This is a genomic window from Amycolatopsis sp. NPDC043885, assembly GCF_056435685.1.
Map to the genome: position 1 here is coordinate 292,938 of NZ_JBWKEA010000002.1, position 23,227 is coordinate 316,164.

General features: G+C 69.5%; 19 protein-coding genes and 1 riboswitch. Of the genes, 14 read left to right on the forward strand and 5 right to left on the reverse strand.

What is annotated here, in order from left to right; all coding sequences use genetic code 11:
- Positions 1-43: 43 nt before the first annotated feature.
- From AC069I_RS11070 to AC069I_RS11125, 12 genes are all read left to right on the forward strand, one after another.
- Entirely contained in the window at positions 44-1,408 is a 1,365-nt protein-coding gene (locus tag AC069I_RS11070; RefSeq protein WP_478265309.1) for a glutamine synthetase family protein, read from the forward strand.
- Positions 1,389-2,102, forward strand: a complete 714-nt coding sequence (locus AC069I_RS11075) for a gamma-glutamyl-gamma-aminobutyrate hydrolase family protein (RefSeq protein WP_478265310.1) — start codon at positions 1,389-1,391, stop codon at positions 2,100-2,102. The genes AC069I_RS11070 and AC069I_RS11075 overlap by 20 nt, the downstream gene beginning before the upstream one ends.
- Positions 2,099-3,460 carry an aldehyde dehydrogenase family protein gene (locus tag AC069I_RS11080; protein ID WP_478265311.1) on the forward strand — a complete coding sequence of 454 codons (1,362 nt, stop codon included), beginning with the start codon at positions 2,099-2,101 and terminating at the stop codon, positions 3,458-3,460. Before AC069I_RS11075 ends, AC069I_RS11080 begins: the two co-directional genes overlap by 4 nt.
- Positions 3,461-3,505: 45 nt before the next feature.
- Positions 3,506-4,273 carry a 3-oxoacyl-ACP reductase gene (locus AC069I_RS11085; RefSeq protein WP_478265312.1) on the forward strand — a complete coding sequence of 256 codons (768 nt, stop codon included), beginning with the start codon at positions 3,506-3,508 and terminating at the stop codon, positions 4,271-4,273.
- Between the two features lie 257 nt (positions 4,274-4,530).
- Complete coding sequence (locus AC069I_RS11090) at positions 4,531-4,893, forward strand: four-helix bundle copper-binding protein (RefSeq protein ID WP_478225708.1); 363 nt, start codon at positions 4,531-4,533, stop codon at positions 4,891-4,893.
- Between the two features lie 157 nt (positions 4,894-5,050).
- A riboswitch (glycine riboswitch) is annotated at positions 5,051-5,144 on the forward strand.
- Between the two features lie 142 nt (positions 5,145-5,286).
- On the forward strand, positions 5,287-8,118 hold the full coding sequence (gene gcvP / locus AC069I_RS11095) for an aminomethyl-transferring glycine dehydrogenase (RefSeq protein ID WP_478265313.1): 2,832 nt from the start codon (positions 5,287-5,289) through the stop codon (positions 8,116-8,118).
- An 8-nt stretch (positions 8,119-8,126) separates the two neighbouring features.
- Positions 8,127-9,218, forward strand: coding sequence for a glycine cleavage system aminomethyltransferase GcvT (gene gcvT / locus AC069I_RS11100; protein WP_478265314.1), 1,092 nt, complete (start codon positions 8,127-8,129; stop codon positions 9,216-9,218).
- A 17-nt stretch (positions 9,219-9,235) separates the two neighbouring features.
- The gene (gene gcvH, locus AC069I_RS11105; protein WP_125673314.1) at positions 9,236-9,613 is read left to right on the forward strand and encodes a glycine cleavage system protein GcvH; all 378 of its coding nucleotides are present in this window, start codon (positions 9,236-9,238) and stop codon (positions 9,611-9,613) included.
- 1 nt (position 9,614) lies between these two features.
- Positions 9,615-10,883, forward strand: a complete 1,269-nt coding sequence (gene glyA / locus AC069I_RS11110) for a serine hydroxymethyltransferase (protein ID WP_478225705.1) — start codon at positions 9,615-9,617, stop codon at positions 10,881-10,883.
- Complete coding sequence (gene lipA, locus AC069I_RS11115; RefSeq protein ID WP_478225704.1) at positions 10,880-11,881, forward strand: lipoyl synthase; 1,002 nt, start codon at positions 10,880-10,882, stop codon at positions 11,879-11,881. The genes glyA and lipA overlap by 4 nt, the downstream gene beginning before the upstream one ends.
- 16 nt (positions 11,882-11,897) lie before the next feature.
- Positions 11,898-13,271 carry an L-serine ammonia-lyase gene (locus tag AC069I_RS11120; RefSeq protein WP_478225703.1) on the forward strand — a complete coding sequence of 458 codons (1,374 nt, stop codon included), beginning with the start codon at positions 11,898-11,900 and terminating at the stop codon, positions 13,269-13,271.
- An 88-nt stretch (positions 13,272-13,359) separates the two neighbouring features.
- Positions 13,360-14,082, forward strand: a complete 723-nt coding sequence (locus AC069I_RS11125) for a FadR/GntR family transcriptional regulator (RefSeq protein WP_016336365.1) — start codon at positions 13,360-13,362, stop codon at positions 14,080-14,082.
- On the opposite strand, the gene AC069I_RS11130 is transcribed toward AC069I_RS11125, so the two are convergent.
- Positions 14,056-15,726 (reverse strand): SulP family inorganic anion transporter, encoded by a 1,671-nt coding sequence (locus tag AC069I_RS11130; protein ID WP_478265315.1) that lies wholly within the window; start codon positions 15,724-15,726, stop codon positions 14,056-14,058. The two genes, AC069I_RS11125 and AC069I_RS11130, sit on opposite strands and share 27 nt — an antisense overlap.
- Before the next feature lie 4 nt (positions 15,727-15,730).
- Entirely contained in the window at positions 15,731-16,060 is a 330-nt protein-coding gene (locus AC069I_RS11135; protein ID WP_007031391.1) for an ArsR/SmtB family transcription factor, read from the reverse strand.
- A gap of 100 nt (positions 16,061-16,160) precedes the next feature.
- Between AC069I_RS11135 and AC069I_RS11140 the strand changes: the two genes are divergently transcribed.
- Positions 16,161-18,101, forward strand: a complete 1,941-nt coding sequence (locus AC069I_RS11140; protein WP_478225701.1) for a transglycosylase domain-containing protein — start codon at positions 16,161-16,163, stop codon at positions 18,099-18,101.
- A gap of 226 nt (positions 18,102-18,327) precedes the next feature.
- Here the strand turns inward: AC069I_RS11140 and AC069I_RS11145 are convergent, their stop codons facing one another.
- Together AC069I_RS11145 and AC069I_RS11150 are read right to left on the reverse strand one after the other, a co-directional pair.
- Positions 18,328-18,984, reverse strand: coding sequence for an O-methyltransferase (locus AC069I_RS11145; protein WP_478225700.1), 657 nt, complete (start codon positions 18,982-18,984; stop codon positions 18,328-18,330).
- Positions 18,985-19,016: 32 nt separating this feature from the next.
- A complete protein-coding gene (locus AC069I_RS11150; protein ID WP_478231553.1) occupies positions 19,017-19,844 on the reverse strand; it encodes an ABC transporter ATP-binding protein in 828 nt (275 codons plus the stop codon).
- 129 nt (positions 19,845-19,973) lie between these two features.
- Here AC069I_RS11150 and AC069I_RS11155 point away from each other — a divergent pair, with 129 nt between their 5' ends.
- On the forward strand, positions 19,974-21,290 hold the full coding sequence (locus AC069I_RS11155; protein ID WP_478265316.1) for an aminotransferase-like domain-containing protein: 1,317 nt from the start codon (positions 19,974-19,976) through the stop codon (positions 21,288-21,290).
- Between the two features lie 70 nt (positions 21,291-21,360).
- On the opposite strand, the gene AC069I_RS11160 is transcribed toward AC069I_RS11155, so the two are convergent.
- Complete coding sequence (locus AC069I_RS11160; RefSeq protein ID WP_478265317.1) at positions 21,361-23,169, reverse strand: hypothetical protein; 1,809 nt, start codon at positions 23,167-23,169, stop codon at positions 21,361-21,363.
- Positions 23,170-23,227 lie beyond the last annotated feature (58 nt).

Below are 23,227 nucleotides of genomic sequence, written 5' to 3' on the forward strand. Positions count from 1 at the left end.
AAGAACCCTCAAAGGTACCGCTTCGAACCTTTAGGTGAGGCTGATGGCGAATAGGCGCGGCATGCTCACGCTGGAACGGCTCCGGGAACTGGTCGAGGACGGCACCGTCGACACGGTGCTGGTGGCGATCACCGACATGCAGGGCAGGCTGCAGGGCAAACGCTGCGCCGCCGAGTACTTCCTCAACGAGGTCGTCGAGCACGCCACCGAAGCGTGCAACTACCTGCTGGCGGTCGACGTGGACATGAACACCGTCGACGGCTACGCGATGTCGTCCTGGGAGACCGGCTACGGCGACTTCGTCATGCGCCCGGACTTCGGCACGCTGCGCCTGCTTCCGTGGCAGGAGGGCACCGCGCTCGTCCTCGCCGACCTCGAACGGGTGGAAGGGGGCGCCGTGGCCCCTTCGCCGCGCCAGATCCTGCGCGGTCAGCTCGATCGGCTCGCCGCACGCGGTCTCGCCGCGTATGTCGGGACCGAACTGGAGTTCATCGTCTTCGACGACACCTTCGAGTCGGCCTGGGACAAGCGGTACCAGGACCTTCGCCCGGCCAATCAGTACAACGTCGACTACTCGATGCTCGGCACCGCGCGGATCGAACCGCTGCTGCGCCGTATCCGCAACGACATGGGCGGAGCGGGCCTGTACGTCGAGTCCGCCAAGGGCGAGTGCAACCCCGGCCAGCACGAGATCGCGTTCCGCTACGCCGACGCGCTGACCACCTGCGACAACCACAGCGTCTACAAGACCGGCTCCAAGGAGATCGCCGCGCAAGAGGGCAAGAGCCTCACGTTCATGGCGAAGTACAACGAACGCGAGGGCAACTCGTGCCACATCCACATCAGCCTGCGCTCCGCCGAGGGCGAACCCGTCCTGGTCGGCGACGGTCCCGGCGGGTTCTCGCCGCTGATGGAGCACTTCCTCGCCGGCCAGCTCGCCGGGCTGCGTGAGCTGACCTACTTCTTCGCGCCGAACATCAACTCCTACAAGCGGTTCGTCCCCGGCAGCTTCGCGCCGACGGCCGTCGCGTGGGGCACCGACAACCGGACGTGCGCGCTCCGCGTCGTCGGGCACGGGGACTCGCTGCGCACCGAGAACAGGGTCCCCGGCGGCGACGTGAACCCGTACCTCGCGGTGGCCGCGCTGATCGCGGCAGGTTTGCACGGCATCGAGAACGGACTGGAGCTGGAGCCGGAGTTCCACGGCAACGCCTACGGTTCCGGCAAGCCGACCGTGCCGACGACCCTGCGGGAAGCCGCGGCGCTGTTGGACGAGAGCGAGCTTGCCAGGACCGCGTTCGGGGACGAGGTCGTCGACCACTACCTGAACGCGGCGAAGGTCGAACTGACCGCGTACGACGCCGCCGTCACCGACTGGGAGCGGATCCGTGGCTTCGAACGTCTCTGAGCCCCTGATCGGGCTCACTTCCTATCTGGAGCCCGCGAAGTTCCTCGTCTGGGAGACCGAAGCCGCCCTGCTGCACCGGGTCTACGTCGACGGGATCGTCGCGGCGGGCGGCGTCCCGGTCCTGCTGCCGCCGGTGAGCGGGGCACACGATCGGCTGATCTCCGCCGTGGACGGACTCGTGCTGGCCGGCGGCGCCGACGTCGACCCTGCGCGCTACGGCCAGGAGCAGCACGCGACGACGTACACGAGGCCGAACCGGGACGCCTTCGAGTTCGGCCTGCTGCGGTCCGCTTTGGACGCGGGAAAACCGGTACTGGGTGTGTGCCGCGGGCTGCAGGTGCTCAGCGTCGCGCTGGGCGGCACGCTCGCGCAGCATCTACCGGACACTTTGGACAGTGCGGATCACCAGCCCGCGCCGGGGACCTTCGGCACCACTACGGTGAGCCTCGCCGAGGGCAGCCGCGTCGCCTCGATCCTCGGCGCCGAGACCAAGGTGCCGTGTTACCACCATCAGGCGATCGACAAGCTCGGCGACGGGCTGGTCCCGGTCGGCTGGGCCGCCGACGGGACCATCGAGGCGGCCGAGCTGCCCGGCGGCGGGTTCGTCCTCGGCGTCCAATGGCATCCCGAACAGAACCCCGACGACATCAGGCTTTTCGAGGCGCTGGTGAAAGCTGCGAAGGAGCACGCATGACCACGTTCGAGGTGATCAACCCAGCCACCGAAGAGGTGGTGAGGTCGGTCGAGCTGACCTCGGCGGAGGAGACCGGCGCGGCGATCGCCCGCGCGCACGCGGCGTTCCCCGCCTGGCGCGCCGTGGCCCCCGGCGACCGGGCGCGGCTGCTGCGCCGATTCGCCGACGCCGTCGACGCCGACATCGAGAATCTCGCCCAGCTGGAGGTCGCCAACGCGGGCCACACGATCGGCAACGCGCGCTGGGAAGCGGGCAACGTCCGCGACGTGCTGACGTACTACTCGGCTTCGCCCGAACGGTTGAGCGGCAAGCAGATCCCGGTACCCGGCGGGGTGAACATGACGTTCCACGAGCCGCTCGGTGTCGTCGGGGTGATCGTGCCGTGGAACTTCCCGATGCCCATCGCGGGCTGGGGGTTCGCGCCGGCGCTCGCCGCCGGGAACACCGTCGTGCTGAAGCCCGCCGAGCTCACCCCGCTGACCGCGATCCGCCTCGGCGAACTCGCCCGTGAGTCGGGGATCCCCGAAGACGTCTTCCAGGTGCTTCCCGGCAAGGGATCGGTGGTGGGGCAGCGGTTCGTGGACCACCCGGCGGTGCGGAAGGTGGTGTTCACCGGCTCGACCGAGGTCGGCAAGCAGATCATGGCGGGCTGTGCCGCGCGGGTGAAGCGGGTGACGCTGGAACTGGGCGGCAAGAACGCGAACATCGTCTTCGCCGACGCAGACCTGGAGAAGGCCGCGGCCACCGCACCCTACGGCGTCTTCGACAACGCCGGGCAGGACTGCTGCGCGCGGTCGCTGATCCTCGTGCAGTCGAGCGTGTACGAGAAGTTCATGGAGCTGCTGGAACCGGCGGTGAACGGCGTCGTCGTGGGGGATCCGCGGCTGGAAGTGACCGAGATGGGTCCGCTGATCTCGGCCGGGCACCATGCGAAAGTGTCGTCCTATGTGGACGACGCGGCGCCGGTCGCCTTCCGGGGCAACGCGCCCGTCGGTCCCGGATACTGGTTCGCGCCGACCGTCGTCACCCCGCCGGACCTGCGGCATCCGCTGGCGTCGGACGAGATCTTCGGCCCGGTCGTCGCCGTGGTCCCGTTCGCCGACGAGACGGACGCGGTGACCATGGCCAACCACACCGAGTACGGCCTGTCCGGCTCGATCTGGACCCGCGACGTCGGCCGCGCCTTCCGCGTCGCGCGTGGCGTCGAAGCCGGGAACCTGTCGGTCAACTCGCATTCGTCCGTCCGGTACTGGACGCCGTTCGGCGGGTTCAAGCAGTCCGGACTGGGCCGCGAACTGGGCCCCGACGCCGTCGACGCCTTCACCGAGACCAAGAACGTCTTCATCAACACAGAGTGAGCCGGTCTCTTTTCGTATCAAGACCATCAGCACGGAGGAATAGGCATGGTTCAGCGTTTCGAAGGCCGCGTCGCGGTCATCACCGGCGGCAGCAGCGGCATCGGCCTCGCCACCGCGCGGCGGCTGGCGAGCGAGGGCGCGAAGGTCGTCATCGGCGACATCTCCGCCGAGGCGGGCAAAGCCGCGGCCGACGAGGTCGGCGGCCTGTTCGTGCAGGCCGACGTCACCGACGCCGAGCAGGTCGAGGCCCTGTTCCAGACCACTGTGGACACTTTCGGCTCGGTCGACGTCGCGTTCAACAACGCGGGCATCTCCCCGCCCGAGGACGACTCGATCCTCACCACGGGCATCGACGCGTGGGAGAAGGTACAGAAGGTCAACCTGACCTCGGTCTACCTGTGCTGCAAGGCCGTGCTGCCGCATATGCGGCGGCAGGGCAAGGGCTCGATCGTCAACACGGCGTCGTTCGTCGCGGTCATGGGCGCGGCGACGTCGCAGATCTCCTACACCGCGTCCAAGGGCGGGGTGCTGGCGATGAGCCGGGAACTGGGCGTGCAGTTCGCGCGGGAGAACATCCGGGTGAACGCGCTGTGCCCGGGACCGGTGAACACGCCGCTGCTCAAGGAACTGTTCGCGAAAGACCCCGAGCGGGCCGCGCGGCGGCTGGTGCACGTGCCGGTCGGGCGGTTCGCGGAGCCGGAGGAGATCGCGGCGGCCGTCGCGTTCCTGGCGAGCGACGACGCCTCGTTCATCACGGCGTCGCAGTTCCTCGTCGACGGTGGGATCTCCGGCGCCTACGTCACGCCCGTCTGACCGCCACGCATTTAGTCCTCTAAATGCGCGCCGTTGGGTCGCGATGTCCGTGAAGGCCTCCTTCCCTACCTTGAGAGTAGGGAAGGAGGCCTTCACGGACTTGGGCCCGGCGCGAACCGTGGCTGTACTTCCGGCCGCCGTCACTCGTCCCGGTGGCTGGGATGGCGGGCCGCTGACCTGCGCTGTAGTCCTGAGACGCGGGACCACCCGGTTCCGTGATCCGAACAGCGCGGGAGGCCCGACGAATGACCCGGCAGATGAGCACCGCCATGCGTGACTGCATCGACCTGTGCAACGAGTGCCACGTCAGGTGCGAGGAGATGATGACGCGCTGCATGGAGATCGGCGGCGCGAAGCTCGGGATGATGATGGTGACCTGCGCGGACATGTCCCGCATGTCCGCCGACATGATGATGCGCTGCTCCGCCATGGTCGCCGACCTCGAGATGATGCGCATGTGCGCGAAGACGTGCGGCCTCGCCTCCCAGATGATGCGCATGTGCGCCCAGGAGTGCGCCAAGACCGGCGACGCCGAGCTCGCCGACGCGGCCGACATGATGATGCGGTGCGCCGAGCTCTGCGGCACGATCACCGCCGAAATGATGATGGAAAACGCGTAACTCGCGTGCTCAGGCACGTAACTCGCGTGCTTGGAGGCGGAACTCACGAGTTACGTCTCCAAGCACGCGAGTGCGGCTCAAGTGACGTGCTCGGCTGGAAGTAGACGCGCGTCGAACACGCCAGGTACGGTGTGCGCACAACTTCAGACAGGGCCGTCGAGCTGGAGCGGGAGAGCCCCCACGAACGTGGTGGGGCACCGAAGGAGCAAACTCCCCGGAATCTCTCAGGTACCCACTACCGCTTCACGCGAGGCCACTCTGGAAAGCAGGCGCGCAAGTGCGTCTCACCCAAGGTGAAAGCCACCCTCAACGGTGGTGAAACTCTCAGGTGCCATGACAGAGGGGGAGTTCCCAGCGCACCGGTCTATCCGGCGCCTGACCCAAGGAGCTCCCTTGACCAGTACGTCCTTCGACGACCGGCACATCGGCCCCTCGGAGTCCGAGCAGGCCAAGATGCTCGCCGAGGTCGGCTACGGCAGTCTCGATGCCCTGGTGCAGGCCGCCGTGCCGTCCGCGATCCGGGTCACCCGCGACCTCGAACTTCCCCCCGCCGCGTCCGAAGAGGACGCCATCGCCGAGCTTCGCGCACTCGCCGCGCTCAACAAGCCGATGACGCAGATGATCGGTCTCGGCTTCCACGACACGGTCACCCCGGCGGTCATCCGCCGCAACGTGCTGGAGAACCCGGCCTGGTACACGGCGTACACGCCGTATCAGCCGGAGATCTCGCAGGGCCGTCTCGAAGCCCTCCTCAACTTCCAGACCATGGTCTCGGAGCTGGCCGGTCTCGCCACCGCGAATGCCTCCCTGCTCGACGAGTCCACCGCCGTCGCCGAGGCCGTCATGCTGATGCGCCGCGCGTCGAAGGCGAAGTCGAACAAGGTCGTCCTCGACGCCGAGTGCCTGCCGCAGACGATCGCGGTCGTCCGCACCCGCGCCGAGGCCATGGGCGTCGAGGTCGAGGTCCGTGACCTGCTCACCGGCCTGCCGGAGGAGTTCTTCGGCGTCGTCGTCCAGTACCCGGGCGCTTCCGGCGTGCTGCGCGGCGCGGGCTTCTACTCCGCCATCTCCGAGACCGCGAAGGCCGCCGGCGCGCTGTACGCCGTCGCCGCCGACCTGCTCGCCCTCACGCTGATCACCGCGCCGGGTGAGTTCGGCGCCGACATCGCCGCCGGTTCGACCCAGCGCTTCGGCGTCCCGCTCGGGTACGGCGGTCCGCACGCCGGGTACATGGCCGTCCGCGCAGGGCTCGAGCGTTCGCTGCCGGGCCGCCTGGTCGGGGTCTCGGTCGACGCCGACGGCAACCCCGCGTACCGCCTCGCCCTGCAGACGCGTGAGCAGCACATCCGCCGCGAGAAGGCGACCTCCAACATCTGCACCGCGCAGGTGCTGCCCGCCGTGCTCGCCGCGATGTACGCGGTCTACCACGGTCCCGACGGCCTCAAGCGCATCGCGACCCGCGTCCACGGCCTCGCCGCGGGCCTGGCGGACGCCCTCCGAGCGGCAGGCGTCGAGGTCGTGCACGAGGGCTTCTTCGATACCGTCCTCGCCCGCATGCCCGGACAGGCCGAAGCGGTCGTCGCGGTGGCGCGGGAGAACGGGATCAACCTCGGCCCGGTCGACGCCGACCACGTCCGCATCGCGGTCGACGAGGTCACCACGCCCGCGATCATCGCCAAGGTGCTCAACGCGTTCGGCGTCGACACCCCCGCCGCCGACGCCCGTGCGCTGCCCGCCGGCCTCGGCCGCGAGAGCGAGTACCTCACCCACGAGGTCTTCCACTCGCACCGCTCCGAGACCGCGATGCTGCGCTACCTGCGCGGTCTGTCCGATCTGGACTACGCGCTCGACCGCGGCATGATCCCGCTCGGCTCCTGCACGATGAAGCTCAACGCCACCACCGAGATGGAGCCGATCAGCTGGCGCGAGTTCGCGGGGATCCACCCCTTCGCGCCCGCGGACCAGGCCGAGGGCTACCACGTGCTGGTCGAGCAGCTGTCCGGCTGGCTGGCCGAGGTCACCGGGTACGACAAGGTTTCGCTGCAGCCGAACGCGGGCAGCCAGGGCGAGCTCGCCGGTCTGCTCGCGATCCGCGCGTACCACCACGCCAACGGTCAGACCGCGCGCGAGGTCTGCCTGATCCCGTCGTCCGCGCACGGCACGAACGCCGCCTCCGCGGTGATGGCCGGGATGCGCGTCGTCGTGGTCAAGTGCACCGACGAGGGCAACGTCGACCTCGAAGACCTACGGGCCAAGGTCGAGGCCAACCGCGACACGCTGTCCGCGATCATGGTCACGTACCCGTCCACGCACGGCGTGTACGAGAACGGCATCGACGAGCTGGCCAAGATCGTCCACGACGCGGGCGGCCAGGTCTACGTCGACGGCGCGAACCTCAACGCCCTGCTGGGTCTCGCCAAGCCGGGAGAGTTCGGCGGCGACGTCTCGCACCTGAACCTGCACAAGACCTTCTGCATCCCGCACGGAGGCGGCGGCCCCGGCGTCGGCCCGGTCGCGGTCCGCGCGCACCTCGCGCCGTACCTGCCCAACCACCCGATGCTGGAGAAGGCCGGTCCGGAAACCGGTGTCGGCCCGATCAGCGCCGCACCGTACGGCTCGGCGTCGATCCTGCCGATCTCGTGGGCGTACGTCCGCATGATGGGCGCGGGCGGGCTCACCGCCGCGACGCAGGTCGCGGTCCTCGCGGCGAACTACGTGGCCAAGCGCCTCAACCAGCACTACCCGGTGCTCTACACCGGCCAGGACGGCCTGGTCGCGCACGAGTGCATCCTCGACCTGCGCGGGCTCACCAAGGAGACCGGCGTCACCGTCGACGACGTCGCGAAGCGCCTGATCGACTACGGCTTCCACGCTCCGACCATGTCGTTCCCGGTCGCGGGCACGCTGATGGTCGAGCCGACCGAGTCCGAGGACCTCGGCGAGATCGACCGCTTCATCGCGGCGATGATCGCCATCCGCGCGGAGATCGACGCCGTCGCGCAGGGCAAGTGGGCCGCGGACAACAGCCCGCTGCGCAACGCCCCGCACACCGCCGAGACCCTCGTCGGCGACTGGGACCTGCCGTATGACCGCGAACTGGCGGTGTACCCCGCCGGGGTGAACCGCAAGTCCAAGTACTGGCCCCCGGTGCGCCGCATCGACGGTGCGCGTGGGGACCGTAACCTCGTCTGCTCCTGCCCGCCGCTCAACGCCTACGAGAACTGAGGCACTTGATGTCGAAAGAGACGTCCCTGCACGGAGTCCACAAAGGACTGGGTGCGCTGTTCACCGATTTCGCGGGCTGGTCGATGCCGATCCGCTATTCCAGCGAACTGGCGGAGCACAAGGCGGTCCGCGAGGCCGCCGGCCTGTTCGACCTCTCGCACATGGCCGAGATCGAGGTGACCGGCCCGCAGGCCGCCGACACCCTCGACTACGCGCTGGTCGGCAACCTGTCCGGCGTGAAGCCAGGCCGGGCGCGCTACACGATGATCTGCGACGAGAACGGCGGCGTGCTGGACGACCTGGTCGTCTACCGCCTCGCCGACGAGAAGTTCCTGGTCGTGGCCAACGCGGGCAACGCCGGCGTGGTCGCGGAGGCGCTGGCCGAGCGGGTCTCGGGTTTCGACGCGGTCGTCGAGAACAAGTCCGAGGACGTCGCGCTGATCGCCGTCCAGGGACCGAAGGCCGTCGAGATCGTCGGCGCCGTCACCGACGCCGACCTGGGCGCGCTCAAGTACTACGCGAGCGTCCCGGCCGTCGTGAAGGGTCACGACGTCCTGCTCGCCCGCACCGGGTACACCGGTGAGGACGGCTTCGAGCTGTACGTCCCGGCCGGTGAGGCTCCCGCCGTCTGGCGCATCCTGACCGACGCGGGCGAGCCGCACGGCCTGCTCCCGGCCGGTCTCGCCTGCCGCGACACCCTGCGCCTCGAAGCGGGAATGCCGTTGTACGGCAACGAGCTCAGCCTCCAGCTGAGCCCGTTCGAAGCCGGCCTCGGGCGCGTGGTCAAGTTCGAGAAGCCGGGCGACTTCGTGGGCAAGGCCGCGCTGGAGGAACTGTCCAAGAAGGACGTTCCCCGCGTGCGCGTCGGGCTCAAGGGCTCCGGCCGCCGCGCCCCGCGCCACGGCTACACCGTCCTGGCGGGCGACGCCGAGATCGGCGAGGTCACCAGCGGTGCCCTCTCGCCGACCCTGGGTTACCCGATCGCCATGGCCTATGTGGACCGGGAGCACTCCGAGCCCGGCACCGAGCTTTCCGTCGACATCCGGGGCCGTATCGAGCCCGTCGAGGTCGTCGCCCTGCCCTTCTACTCCCGCGCCTGAAAGGCCCTCCTCTGATCATGAGCATCCCCCAGGACCTGAAGTACACGAAGGAACACGAGTGGCTGAGCGTCGCCGACGGCGTCGCCACCGTGGGCATCACCGCCTTCGCCGCCGAGTCGCTCGGTGACATCGTGTTCGTCCAGCTTCCCTCGGTCGGCGACACCGTCACCGCGGGCGAGGTGTTCGGCGAGGTCGAGTCGACCAAATCGGTCAGCGAGCTGTACGCACCCGTGGACGGTGAGGTCGTCGAGGTGAACGAGGCCACAACGGACACCCCCGAGCTCATCAACTCGGACCCGTACGCCGAAGGATGGCTCCTGAAGGTGCGTCTGTCCGGCGACGTGCCCGCCCTGCTCGACGCCCAGGCGTACGCCGTCCTGACCCAGGAGAACTGACATGTTCAATGCTGCCCTGTCCGAAGTGGACCCCGAGGTCGCCGCGGCCGTCGCCGCCGAACTCGACCGGCAGCAGTCGACCCTGGAGATGATCGCCTCGGAGAACTTCGCCCCGGTGGGCGTGCTCGAGGCGCAGGGTTCGGTGCTGACGAACAAGTACGCCGAGGGCTACCCCGGCCGCCGCTACTACGGCGGTTGTGAGCACGTCGACGTCATCGAGCAGCTGGCGATCGACCGCGCGAAGGCCCTGTTCGGCGCCGAGCACGCCAACGTCCAGCCGCATTCGGGCGCGCAGGCCAACGCCGCCGCCATGGTCGCGGTGCTCAACCCCGGCGACACCATCCTCGGTCTCGACCTCGCGCACGGCGGGCACCTGACCCACGGGATGAAGATCAACTTCTCCGGCAAGCTCTACAACGTCGTCGCCTACCACGTCGACAAGGAGACCGGGATCGTCGACGTCGAGGAGATCGAGCGCCTCGCCAAGGAGCACAAGCCGAAGCTGATCATCGCCGGCTGGTCGGCGTACCCGCGTCAGCTCGACTTCGCCGAGTTCCGCCGCATCGCCGACGAGGTCGGCGCGAAGGTCATGGTCGACATGGCGCACTTCGCCGGTCTGGTCGCCGCCGGGCTGCACCCGAGCCCGGTGCCCTACGCCGACATCGTCACCACGACCACGCACAAGACCCTCGGCGGCCCGCGCGGTGGCATCATCCTGTCCCGCCAGGAACTCGCCAAGAAGATCAACTCGGCGGTGTTCCCCGGCCAGCAGGGCGGTCCGCTGGAGCACGTCATCGCGGCCAAGGCCGTCGCGCTGAAGATCGCCGCGAGCGAGGAGTTCCGCGAGCGCCAGCAGCGCGTGCTCGAAGGCGCGAAGATCCTGGCCGACCGCCTTTCGCGCACGGACTGCACCGAGGCCGGAGTCCGCGTGCTGACCGGTGGCACCGACGTGCACCTGGTGCTCGTCGACCTGGTCAACTCCACTTTGGACGGTCAGCAGGCCGAGGACCGGCTGCACTCGGTCGGCATCACGGTCAACCGCAACGCCGTCCCGTTCGACCCGCGTCCGCCGATGGTCACCTCCGGCCTGCGGATCGGCACCCCGGCGCTCGCGACCCGCGGCTTCGGGGCCGAGGACTTCGCCGAGGTGGCCGACATCATCGCCGAGGCGCTGCGCCCGGACTTCGACGAGGCCCTGCGCCAGTCGCTGTCCGCCCGGGTCGAGCTGCTGGCGAAGAAGCACCCGCTGTACGCGGACCTCAACCGATGAGCGCGCTCCCCGAGGGGCGCAAACTTCTCCGGCTCGAAGTCCGCAACGCGCAGACCCCGATCGAGAAGAAGCCGCCGTGGATCAAGACCCGCGCGCGCATGGGTCCGGAGTTCACGGAGCTCAAGGGACTGGTCAAGCGTGAAGGCCTCCACACCGTGTGTGAGGAGGCCGGGTGTCCCAACATCTACGAGTGCTGGGAAGACCGTGAGGCCACGTTCCTGATCGGCGGGGACCAGTGCACGCGGCGCTGTGACTTCTGCCAGATCGACACGGGCAAGCCGGCGGCGCTGGATCGCACCGAGCCGCGCAAGGTGGCGGAGTCGGTGCAGGCCATGGGTTTGCGTTACTCGACGGTGACCGGTGTCGCGCGTGACGACCTGGAAGACGGCGGCGCGTGGCTGTACGCGGAGACCGTCCGTCAGATCCACGCGTTGAACCCGGGCACCGGTGTCGAGCTGTTGATCCCGGACTTCAACGCGGATCCGGATCAGCTGGCCGAGGTGTTCGGTTCGCGGCCGGAGGTGCTGGCGCACAACGTGGAGACGGTGCCGCGGATCTTCAAGCGGATCCGGCCGGGCTTCCGGTACGCGCGCTCGCTGGAGGTCATCACCCGGGCTCGTGAGGCCGGTCTGGTGACGAAGTCGAACCTGATCCTCGGCATGGGTGAGACGCCGGAGGAGGTGGCTCCGGCGATGAAGGATCTGGTCGACGCGGGCTGCGAGATCCTCACGATCACCCAGTATCTGCGGCCTTCACCGAGGCATCATCCGGTGGACCGGTGGGTCAAGCCGGAGGAGTTCGTCGAGCATTCGAACGCCGCCGAAGCGATGGGTTTCGCTGGTGTGATGGCCGGGCCGCTCGTACGCTCGTCGTATCGGGCCGGTCGCCTGTTCGCCCAGACGAAGGCCCACCGCGGCGAAGCGCTGTCGGAGAACTTGGCCCATCTCGCCGCCGAAGGGCCCGCGGCCCAAGAAGCCAGCTCACTGCTGGCCAGATAGGAAGGAGGGCAGATCAATGGCGATCAGCGTCTTCGACCTGTTTTCGATCGGCATCGGCCCCTCCAGCTCCCACACGGTGGGCCCGATGCGTGCCGCACTGACCTTTGTGGACGGTCTGGCGGCGGACGGTGACCTCGCCGCCACGACCCGCGTCCAGAGCGAGCTTTTCGGCTCGCTCGGCGCGACCGGGTTCGGGCACGGCAGCGACAAGGCCGTGCTGCTCGGGCTGTCCGGGGAGCGTCCGGAGGAGATCGACACCGATACGGTGCCCGGAAAGATCGCGGAGATCCGGGAATCTTGCCGGTTGAAGGTGCGTGGTGAGCACGAGATCGTGTTCACCGAGGACACCGACCTGACCATGCACCGGCGGAAGTCGCTGCCCGCGCATCCGAACGGGATGATCTTCCGCGCGTTCGGCGCCGACGGGAAGGTGCTGCGCGAGCGCACCTACTACTCCGTCGGCGGCGGGTTCGTGCGCGACGAGTCCTACGAGACCGACACTGTCGTCGTCGAGGACTCGACGAAACTGGAGTTCCCGTTCCGCACTGGCGCGGATCTGCTGAAGCACTGCGAGGACACCGGGCTGCCGATCAGCGAGATCATGCTGCGCAACGAGCTTTCGTGGCGCACGCGCGAGGAGATCCGCGAAGGACTGCTGGAGATCTGGCAGGTCATGGCGGAATGTGTGCGCAACGGATGCGAGCACGAGGGCGTGCTGCCGGGCGGGCTGAAGGTGCCTCGGCGCGCGAAGGCGTTGCACGAGAAGCTGCTCGCCGAGGACGGCGTCGGTGACCCGCTGTACGCGATGGACTGGGTGAGCCTGTACGCGCTGGCGGTCAACGAGGAGAACGCCGCGGGCGGCCGCGTCGTCACCGCGCCGACCAACGGCGCGGCGGGGATCATCCCGGCGGTTCTGCACTACTACCAGCGGTTCATCAGGGGCTCGTCGGACGACGGCATCGTGACGTTCATGCTCACCGCGGGCGCGATCGGCTCGATCCTCAAGCAGACGGGCTCGATCTCGGGCGCCGAGGTCGGCTGCCAGGGCGAGGTCGGTTCGGCCAGCGCCATGGCCGCCGCCGGGCTCACCGAGGTCCTCGGCGGTTCACCCGCGCAGGTGGAGAACGCCGCCGAGATCGGCGTCGAGCACCACCTGGGGCTGACCTGCGACCCGGTCGGCGGGCTGGTGCAGATCCCGTGCATCGAACGCAACGCCGTCGGCGCGTCCAAGGCGATCCACGCCGCGCGGATGGCGATGCGCGGCGACGGTTCGCACGTCGTGACGCTGGACAAGGCGATCAAGACGATGCGCGAGACCGGCGCCGACATGAGCGTGAAGTACAAGGAGACCGCGCGCGGCGGCCTCGCCGTGAACGTCATCGAGTGCTGACCCCTCGCATTTAGTCCTCTGGATGCGGTAGTTGCACACGCAAGTACCGCATCCAGAGGACGAATTGCGGGCCGCCTAAACTCGAAGGGTGGAGTCGAGCACGGTCGCGAACGCGGGTGACGCGCTGTTCCGCCCGGTGCGCGCGGGCAACGCCTTCGAGGAGACCGTCGAAAGGCTGCTCCAGGCGATCCGGCTGGGCGTGGTGGGCGCGGGGGAGCGGCTGCCCTCGGAGCGTGAGCTCGCCGAGCGGCTCGGGGTCAGCCGGGTGACGCTGCGCGAGGCCATCCGCGCGCTGTCCGACGCGGGTTACGTCGAGTCGCGGCGCGGGCGGTACGGCGGCACGTTCGTCAACGACGTCCTGCCCGACCCGCCCGCCGCCGACGGGCGGAAGGTCGACAACGCCACGCTGGAGGACGCGCTCGGCCTCCGGCACGTGCTGGAGACCGGCGCCGCCGAGATGGCGGCGTCGCGTTCGCTCAGCCCGGCCGACCGGCAGCATCTGACCAGCACGCTCGCCGAGGCCGCGGCGGCCGATGTCGGCGACTACCGGCGCAAGGATTCGCGGCTGCACCTGGCGATCGCCGAGGTCACCGCGTCCGGCTCGCTGACCACGGCGATGGCCGACGCGCGGATGCGGGTCAACCAGCTGCTCGACATGATCCCGCTGCTCGAACCGAATCTGGAGCACTCCAACGCCCAGCACGAGGCCATCGTCGACGCGATCCTCGCCGGGGACTCCGAGGCGGCCCGCCGGGCGATGACGGAACACGTCGAAGGGACCGCTTCACTGCTTCGCGCATTCCTCGCTTGAGGTCAGCAGCGCGTGCGCGAAGTCGATGGCGTGCGGCGTATCCGGGAACACCCGCCCCTCCGCGCGGAGCCGATCCGCGACGCCGAGCTCGTCGAGCACCCTCTCGTGCCCGGGTTTGATCCCCGACACCAGGACCGTGATCCCGCGATGTTCGAGACGTTCGATGGCGTCCCTCAGGACGAGGGCGCCGGTGGCGTCGATGGCCGACACCCGTGACAGCCGGAGGATGACCACCCGCACCTCGGCCACCTCGGACAACTCCAGCAGGAACTGGTGGGCCGCGGCGAAGACCAGCGGGCCGTCGAGCCGGAACGCGACGATGTGCTCGTCCAGCAGCGCCCGTTCCTCGGCCGCGTGATCGGCGTGGTCGAGCGGGACCTCTTCGATGCGCGCCGCCTTCGCGATCGCCCGCAGTGCCAGTGCGCCTGCCACGACGAGGCCGAGGATGACCGCGGTGACCAGGTCCAGGATCAGGGTCGCGGCCGCGGTGAGCACGAGGACCAGCGCGTCACGCCGGGTGGAACGCAGGAGCGCGCGGACCGAGCCCGCCTCGACCATGCGGACGGCGGTGGCCAGCAGCACCCCGGCGAGCGCCGCGATCGGGATCGTGGCCACGAGCGGCGCCGCCGCGAAGACGATCACCGCCAGCACCATCGCGTGGATGAACGAGGCCAGCCGGGACTTCGCCCCGGCACGGACGTTGACCGCGGTGCGCGCGATCGCCGCGGTGGCGGGCACGCCGCCGAACAGCGGGGTGACGAGGTTCGCGAGGCCTTGCCCGAACAGTTCCCGGTCCGGGTCGTGGCGTTCGTTGACGCTCATCGCGTCGGCGACCGTGGCCGAAAGGAGGCTCTCGAGTGCGGCCAGCGCCGCGACGGCGACGGCGGAGGGCGCCAGCGCGCCCAAGGTCGACAGATCCAGGAAGTCCAGCGAAGGTGCGGGAAGACCGTTGGGCAGGGCGCCGATGCGAGCGACCGGCAGCTGCGCGAAATGACTCACGAGGGTCGCGATGGCCACCGCGACCAGCGAGAACGGGATCGACGGCCGCCACCTCGCGCCGAGCAGCATCAGGGCGGCGACCCCGACGGCGATCGCGATCGACGGCCAGGCCGGATGCCCGGCGAAATCGGCCACCGCCTTCGCCGCGACGACGGCCACCTTCTCGCCTTCCGGGGTGGCGACGCCGAGCGCGGCGGGGACCTGCTGCAACGCGATCACCCCGGCGATGCCCAGCGTGAAGCCTTCGACCACCGGCGTCGGCACGTAGCGCATGTACCGGCCGGCGCGGGCGACCGCGAGCAGGAGCAGCAAGACCCCGGCGAGCAGGCCCACCGTCAGCACGCCGCCCGCTCCGTGCGTGGCCATGATCGGAACCAGCACCACGGTCATCGCGCCGGTCGGCCCGGACACCTGGAGGTTGGAGCCGCCGAAGATCGCGGCCAGCGCGCCGGCGACGATCGCGGTGACCAGCCCGGCTTCGGCCCCGAGGCCGGACGAGATGCCGAAGCCCAGCGCCAGCGGCAGGGCGACGATCGCGACGGTCAGGCCCGCCGTGAGGTCGCGCCGGGGAGCGCGTTTGAGCGTCCGCAGGTCTTCACGTCCGGGCAGGAGCGAGCGCAGCTCCGAAAGCTTCAGACCCGCCACGGCTTCACTCCGCGTCGCGCAGCTGGGCGAGCAAGGCGTTCTGATCGGCCAGCAGCTCGGTGAGGATGCGCCGGGCCGCGCGCAGGAGCTCGACGACATCGCCGCCGGCGAGCGCGTACACGACCGTCGAGCCCTCGCGGGTCGAGGTGACGATCCCCGACCGGCGCAGGACTGCCAGCTGCTGCGAGAGGTTGGAGGCCTCGACCTCGATCTCGGCGAGCAGTTCGCGGACGGCCTTCGGGCCTTCGGCGAGCAGTTCGAGCACACGGATCCGGACCGGGTGGCCCAGCATGCGGAAGAACTCCGCCTTGGCCTGGTACAAGGGGACGGGCATCTGACCACATTATCAAATGAAGAATTATTCAAGTCATGAACCGGATGCCATCCGGTGACTTTCCCACAACCTTTTCACTCGTTCGGGCGTCTAACTTGGCGTGGAAAACCCGGATGAGGCAGACGCACCCGAGTCGGAGACCACGGCCACCCCGGAGCCGAAACGGAAGAAGCGCAGGTGGCGCAAGATCGCCGCCTGGACGTTCGGCCTGGTGATCGGCATCCCGGTCGTCGCGTTCGGGCTCGCGTACGTCCTTCTCGACGTCCGCAGTCCGCAAGAGGTCCTCGCCGACCTCGACAAGACCGTCGTCCTGCAGAACGCGGACGGTTCCGAACTGCTCAAGGTGGTCCCGCCCGGCGGCGACCGGCTGTTCGTGCCGTACGACGCCGTCCCCGCGAAACTGCGCGACGCGATCGTCGCGACCGAGGACCCGACCTTCTGGGACAACGAGGGCTTCGACCTCACCGGACTCGGCCGCGCGCTGGTGACCGGCGTCGGCGGCGGTTCGGGGATCACCCAGCAGTACATCAAGAAATCCACCGGCAACGAGGACGCCACCCTCGCCCGCAAGTTCTCCGAGCTGGTGCTCGCCACGAAGATCACCCAGCAGCAGACCAAGAAGGAGATCTTCGAGAGCTACGTCAACATCATCTCGTTCGGCCGCGGCACCTACGGCCCGGCGTCGGCGATGAACGCCTACTTCGGCCGCAAGCTCGACGACTCGATGACCTGGAGCGAGGCGGCGTTCCTCGCGGGCATGATCCAGTCGCCGTCGGTGCACGACCCGTACGCCTCCAGCCACGAGCACGCGAGGAAACGCTGGTCCTACGTGGTGAACAAGCTGGTCTCGCGCGGCTACGTCGGTCAGGCCGAAGCGGTCGCCATGACCTATCCGGAGGACGCGATCCAGGCGCCGTCGGAGACCAGGGCCGGTCGCGTGACCTACGAGCAGTACCACATCAAGCAGCAGGTCCTCGCGGAACTGGAACAGGTCGGCTACCCGCTCGACCGGCTCCGCGGCGGTGCGATGAAGGTCGAGACGACCATTGATCCGCGGGCGCAGGCCGAAGCCGAGAAGACGGTCAAGGAGCGGTTGCGGGGACAGCCTGAGCACTTCCGGGCGTCGCTGGTCGCCGTCGAACCCGGGACCGGCGCCATCCGCGCCTACAACGGCGGTGGCTGGAGCGTGCACGACTACGCCGGCACCCCGTACGGCACCGGCTCCGCCTTCCAGCCGTTCATCCTCGCCGCCGGCCTCGAACGGGGCGTCGGCGTGGACGAACCCCTCAAGGTGCCCGCGGCGGTCGACTTCCTCGGCGAGACCTTCGAGTTCCAGGACCAATGCGGCGAAGCCGGGAAGTGCACGCTGCGCGAGGCGATGGCGCGGGGCGCACGAGGCCCGTTCGTCGACCTGGCGAAGAAACTCGGCGCGGAAACGGTCCGCGAAGGTGCCCGCGCGGCAGGGATCCCCGAGGCCGTCGACGGCGCGGTGACGTTGCGGGAGAAGGACGGGTTCCTGATCGGTCCCGGGATCGCGGTCGGCCGATATCCCTTGCGCCCCAGCGACATGGCCGGCGCCTACGCGACCTTCGCCGCCGACGGCCTGCGCGCCACCCCGCATCTGGTGTCGAAGATCCGGGACGAGAACGGCGAAATCGTGTGGGAACGGCCGTCGGACAGGGCACCCGCGTTCAAGGACGACGAGGCGCTGAGCCGCCGGATCGCGGGCACGATGAGCCAGGTGCTGGCCACCGGACTGAAAGACCGCCCGGCCGCGCTGAAGGCCGGCGACTTCCAGTACAACGAGACGGACGACAACGCCGGCGGCTGGGCGGTCGGGTACACCCCCCAACTCGCGACCGCGGTCTGGGTCGGCTCCGACGAGCCGCGCCGGATGCGGGACACCGCCGGGGAGAAACTGACCGGGCGGACGATCCCGGCCGACATGTGGCAGCGCTTCATGATCGGCTTCCATCAGGGACTGCCGGTGCGGTGGCCGGACGGCTCCGGCCCGCGGCCCGCCACGACGGCGCCGCGGTGAGGCATCGGTCCAGGTGGTGGTGAAGGCCTCCTTGCCTACCCTGAAAGTAGGGAAGGAGGCCTTCACTCCCCTCCTCCGACGCAGCCTGGGCGAGCCCACGGTCTGGGCGTGTGCCGCGAAAGCCACTTTCGCGACACGATCGCCGACCGGGCCACGAGCGGACCGCCCACCGCACCCGAGACCAGCAGACCCGAAGAGAACACGAATCGCCGGCCGAGTGGTTCCTTCAGGGCTTCACGAGCACGACGGTGAGCCCGTCGTAGCCCTTGCTGCCGACCGTCTGGATCGCCGTCGCGTCGACGCGGGGTTCGGCGGCGATCATCTCGTGCAGCCGCCTGATCCCTTGGATGTTCGGGTCTTCGCTGGCGGCGTCGGTCACCGCGCCACCGCGGACGACGTTGTCGACCACGATCACGCCGCCGGGCCGGACGAGCTTCAGCGACGCTGCGAAGTAGGCCGGGTTGTTGGCTTTGTCTGCGTCGATGAACGCCAGGTCGATCGGGCCCTCGACCGAGGGCAGCAGGTCCAGCGCCTTGCCGACACGGACGTCGACCAGCCCGCCGAGCCCGGCCGCTGCGATGTTTCCGCGCGCGACCTCGGCGTGTTTCGGGTCGAATTCGAGGGTGACGAGCCTGCCCTGCGGTGGCAGGGCGCGGGCGAGCCAGATCGTGCTGTACCCGCCAAGCGTGCCGATCTCCAGGATGGACCGGGCGCCGATCATCCTCGCCATCAGGTTGAGCAGTTTGCCCTGATTCGGCGCGACGGCGATCGACGGCAGCCCGGCCTCGTCCGACGCCTGCCGCGCGCCTTCGAGGGCGGGATCGGACGGGACGAGCACTCCGGACAGATAGTCGTCCACTTCGGACCACAGTTGCTGTGACATGGCACCTCCGCGGCCAACCTACTCCGGGACCATCAGGCGGCGCGGCGTCCGGCTTTCGGGATCACCAGCGGGGTACCGGTTTCCGGGCACGGCATGACCCGGCATGGCAGCTCGAAGATCTTCTCGACGTTGGCCGCGGTCACGACCTCTTCGGGCGAGCCGGTCGCCAAGACCTCTCCGCCGCGCATCGCGATCATGTGCGTCGCGTAGCGGGCGGCGTGGTTGAGGTCGTGCAGCACCGCGACCAGTGTCCGGCCCTGTTCCTGGTGCAGCTGCGCGCACAGATCGAGGATGTCCATCTGGTGTGCGATGTCCAGATAGGTCGTCGGCTCGTCGAGCAGCAGGAGATCGGTCTCCTGCGCGAGCGCCATCGCCATCCACACGCGCTGCCGCTGGCCGCCCGACAGTTCGTCGACCAGCCGCTCGGCGAGGTCGTCGACCCCGGTGGCGCGCATGGACTCCGCGACCACGGTGGCGTCCTCACGGGACCATTGGCGCAGCAGGCGCTGGTGCGGGTACCGGCCCCGCGCGACGAGGTCCGCGACGGTGATGCCGTCGGGCGCGGTCGAGCTCTGCGGAAGCAGGCCGAGCCGCCGGGCGACTTCCTTGGCGGGGAAGGAGCTGATCGCCTGTCCGTCGAGGAACACCGAACCCTGGCGGGGTTTGAGCATCCGCGCGAGCGCGCGCAGCAGGGTCGTCTTGCCGCAGGCGTTCGGGCCGACGATGACGGTGAACGACCGGTCGGGGATGACCACCCCGAGGTCTTCGGCCACGGTCCGGCCGTCGTAGGCGAGCGTCAGCGCGTCCGCGTGCAGGCGGGACGTCGTGCTCTGCTCGGTGAGGGTTTCCACGGTCTCCACGCAGGTTAGGCTAACCTAGGAGTCCGCCGTTGTGGTGTTCCGTAGGTCGCAGTCGGCTCACGACGCTCGTCGATGGCATCATCCCCAGTGCAATCCCGCGAGCGGTCTCGGAGCGATCGAAGGAACGGCATGGAGGACTACCGGATAGTCGCGGACGAGATCTCCGCCGACGTCGAGGCCGGAAGGCTCCGCCCTGGCGACCGGCTGCCCCCGCAGCGGCGGTTCGCCCGCGAACGCGGGATCGCGAACTCGACCGCCGCGAGGGTCTACGGCGAACTCGTCCGGAGAGGCGTCGTGGTCGGCGAGGTCGGCCGGGGCACGTTCGTCCGCGCCGGAAGGCCGCCGCTGGAGACCGCCCTCGCCGAACCCGGTGGCGCGACGGTCGACCTCGAGCTCAACTTCGCCGTCCTCCCGGAACAGTCGGCGCTGGTCGGGAAGGCGCTGGAGCCGTTGCTGCGCGAAGACGTCCTGACAGCGGCGCTGCGGCCGGGAAGCGTCTCCGCCTCGAAGCAGGCGCGTGACGCCGTCGCCGGTTTGCTCGCGAAGGACGGCTGGACGCCGGAAATCCTCTTCGCCGGGAGCGGGCGCCAGGCCATCGCGGCCGCCATCGCCGCCTTCGTGCCGATGGGGGAACGCCTCGCCGTCGAAGCCATCACCTATCCTGTGGTCAAGGCGCTCGCCGGACGGCTCGGCGTCCAGTTGGTGCCCATCGAGACCGACGACATGGGTCTCATTCCCGAGGCGCTCGAAGCCGCGTCCGTCCGCGCGCTGTACGTCCAGCCGACGCTGCACAACCCGCTCGGGTCCACAATGGACGAAGCGCGGCGCGTCGAGCTGGCGGAAACGGTGCGCCGGATGGACATCCCGGTGATCGAGGACGGCATCTACACCTTCCTCCGGCCCGAGGTCCGCCCGTTCGCGGCGTACGCGCCGGAACGCACGGTGTTCACCGACAGCATGTCCAAACGGCTCGCCCCGGGGCTGACCACCGGATTCCTCGCCGTCCCGGCGGAATGGAAGGAACGGCTGGCCGCGTCCGTGCGCTCGGGCGGCTGGGTCGCGCCCCGGTTCGCCGTCGAAGCCGCCACCCGGTGGATCACCGGCGGGACACTGGAAACCGTCGAGCGGGCGAAACGGCTCGACGCCGCGGAACGCCAGCGGGTGACGGCGGCGCGGCTGGCCGGGTTCACCCTGCGCGCCGATCCGCGGGCGTATCACTGCTGGTGGGAACTCCCCGAACACTGGCGCGCCGAAACCTTCGTCGCCGCGGCCGCGCGACGCGGGATCGCGGTCACCCCGGCGGCCGCGTTCGCCGTCGTCCCCGGCCACGCGCCGAACGCGGTCCGCCTCGCCGTCTCGTCGCCGCCGCTCGAGACGCTCGGGGCCGCTTTGGACGTCCTCGCCGGTCTCGCTTCCGGCCGCCCCGAGGACGCCGGCGTCGACTGACCCCACGCGTTTCGTCCTCTGAATGCGGTAGTTCGCACTACGAACTACCGCATTCAGAGGACGAAACGCGTCAGGGGCGCGGCGCCCACTTGCCGATGAAGCTGCCGCAGGTGACGGTCTGCCCGGTGAGCCGCGACCGCAGCGCGTTCTCCAGCCCGAGGTAGTCGAAGATCGGCGCGTCCGCGGCGACCTCGGCGGGCACCGGCCCGCCCTTGGCGAGGGCGGGCATGCTCACGGTCTGGAACAGCACCAGGTAGTCGCCTTCGCGGTTGAGGACGTCGGCCGTCGCGAGCATGCGTTCCGGAGCGTCGGCGACGATCTCCAGCGGCAGCGGCCATTCCAGCGGGAACGGGTTGCGCAGGCCGAAGGCGGGATAGGCGAACGGGTTGTCCGGCAGGACGGCCGTGCGTCCCGCGGGGAATCGCGTGACACAGTCCTGGATCTGGGAGATGTAGGTGAAGGTGCCCGGATTCGTCCGGATCCCGCGCATCGACGGCGTCACCTTGCCGAGGTCACCGGTCAGCTTCTCGTGCGCCATGTCGAGATACGCGGCCTCGTCGTGGTGCGCGACCACGGCCCAGCCCGACGCCAGCACCGCGACCAGGCCCATCGCGGTGGCGCCCACCAGCCTCAACCGGCGAGACGGCTCGGGCAGCGGCGGCAGCGCGTCCGACAGCAGCAGGATCGCCGTCAGCGCCAGTGTTCCGGTGAACAGCGTCGGCGTGTCGTTCCCCCAGGACAGGCTGGTCATGAAGCCGGTCGCGAAGACCAGCGCGCCCATCCGCGGGAATCGCCGCGTCGCCGCCCAGTGCACCAGCAGTGCGACACCGAGGATCCACCAGAGGACGTCCGCCCAGCGCGACGCGCCGGTGAAGTGCCCGTCGACGACGGTGCCGACCACCACCGCCACGCCGGCCAGGAGCAGTAGCCGCGCGAGGACCGCCCCGGCGAAACCCGCGCGGTCGCGGAAGATCCCGAGCAGGGCGAGGAACACCCCGGCGATCACGAAGAAGGTCAAGCCCCGCACCGGCGGCCGCAGCAGGGACGCGGGATTTTCCAGCCACAGCCCGAGAAGCCGCTCGCCGTACGCGGGCAGGCCGCCGGTGAGCTGCTCGGCCATCGCGCCGAGCCCGCCGTCGAGTGTGATGATTCCGAAGTAGAACACCAGAAAAGCGCCCAGTGCCAGCAGATCCCAGCCCAGCCGGGCCCACCAGCGGCCGGTGCGGAACGCGCCTTCCCGCAGCGACGGGTGCAGCAGCAGCCAGCACAGCGCGATCAGCGGCACGGGCGCGAAACTCTGCTTGACGAACACCGCGGTGCCCAGTAGCACCAGACCGAGCCGCCGCGGCCACGCCTTGCCGTTGCGCAGCCCCGAATCCAGTGCCCAGGCACCGCAGGCGGTCAGGAAGATCCCGTCGATCGTGTGCCAGGCCATCAGCGGGAAGGCGTTGAGGTTCAGCAGCGACGCGGCCGCCGTCAGTCCGGTGAGCCCAGGACCCCAGTCACGGACGCGGCGCCGGGTGACCAGTACGGCGAAGGCGATGGTCGCCAGGATGATCTCCAGCATGCTGAGCACACTTGAGACGAAGAAGAGCGGCCCCGGCAGCACGAAGTCGACGATATGCAGGTACGCCGAACCCAGCGGCCGCGCGGAGATGATGTCGGAATGCGGGACTTCGCCGTGCAGTACCCGCCACGCCTGGGCGAGGATGAAACCCTGGTCCGACGGGTGGAAACCGAAGCGCCCCACCCGGAGTTCGGTGGCGACGGCGAGCGCGAGCACCCAGGCCACGTGCAGGGAAAGCCGCAGCACTGTCCTGGACGGACGTACCACCGCCGCGTCCGGTCCGGTCGACAGCGGGGGACTGGCGACGTCCACACTGCCCCTTCCCGGTCGTCCTGCCTCGGCCCGTGCCCGCCGACCCCCCGGCGTATCG

What these genes read in the sequence shown, in the direction of transcription:
- lipA (WP_478225704.1), top strand. Translation starts at nt 10,880, where the DNA reads ATGAGCGCGCTCCCCGAGGGGCGCAAACTTCTCCGGCTCGAAGTCCGC.
- AC069I_RS11135 (WP_007031391.1), bottom strand. Translation starts at nt 16,060, where the DNA reads ATGCCCGTCCCCTTGTACCAGGCCAAGGCGGAGTTCTTCCGCATGCTG.
- glyA (WP_478225705.1), top strand. Translation starts at nt 9,615, where the DNA reads ATGTTCAATGCTGCCCTGTCCGAAGTGGACCCCGAGGTCGCCGCGGCC.
- AC069I_RS11080 (WP_478265311.1), top strand. Translation starts at nt 2,099, where the DNA reads ATGACCACGTTCGAGGTGATCAACCCAGCCACCGAAGAGGTGGTGAGG.
- gcvH (WP_125673314.1), top strand. Translation starts at nt 9,236, where the DNA reads ATGAGCATCCCCCAGGACCTGAAGTACACGAAGGAACACGAGTGGCTG.
- AC069I_RS11120 (WP_478225703.1), top strand. Translation starts at nt 11,898, where the DNA reads ATGGCGATCAGCGTCTTCGACCTGTTTTCGATCGGCATCGGCCCCTCC.
- AC069I_RS11085 (WP_478265312.1), top strand. Translation starts at nt 3,506, where the DNA reads ATGGTTCAGCGTTTCGAAGGCCGCGTCGCGGTCATCACCGGCGGCAGC.
- gcvT (WP_478265314.1), top strand. Translation starts at nt 8,127, where the DNA reads ATGTCGAAAGAGACGTCCCTGCACGGAGTCCACAAAGGACTGGGTGCG.
- AC069I_RS11070 (WP_478265309.1), top strand. Translation starts at nt 44, where the DNA reads ATGGCGAATAGGCGCGGCATGCTCACGCTGGAACGGCTCCGGGAACTG.
- AC069I_RS11090 (WP_478225708.1), top strand. Translation starts at nt 4,531, where the DNA reads ATGAGCACCGCCATGCGTGACTGCATCGACCTGTGCAACGAGTGCCAC.
- AC069I_RS11145 (WP_478225700.1), bottom strand. Translation starts at nt 18,984, where the DNA reads ATGTCACAGCAACTGTGGTCCGAAGTGGACGACTATCTGTCCGGAGTG.
- AC069I_RS11155 (WP_478265316.1), top strand. Translation starts at nt 19,974, where the DNA reads ATGGAGGACTACCGGATAGTCGCGGACGAGATCTCCGCCGACGTCGAG.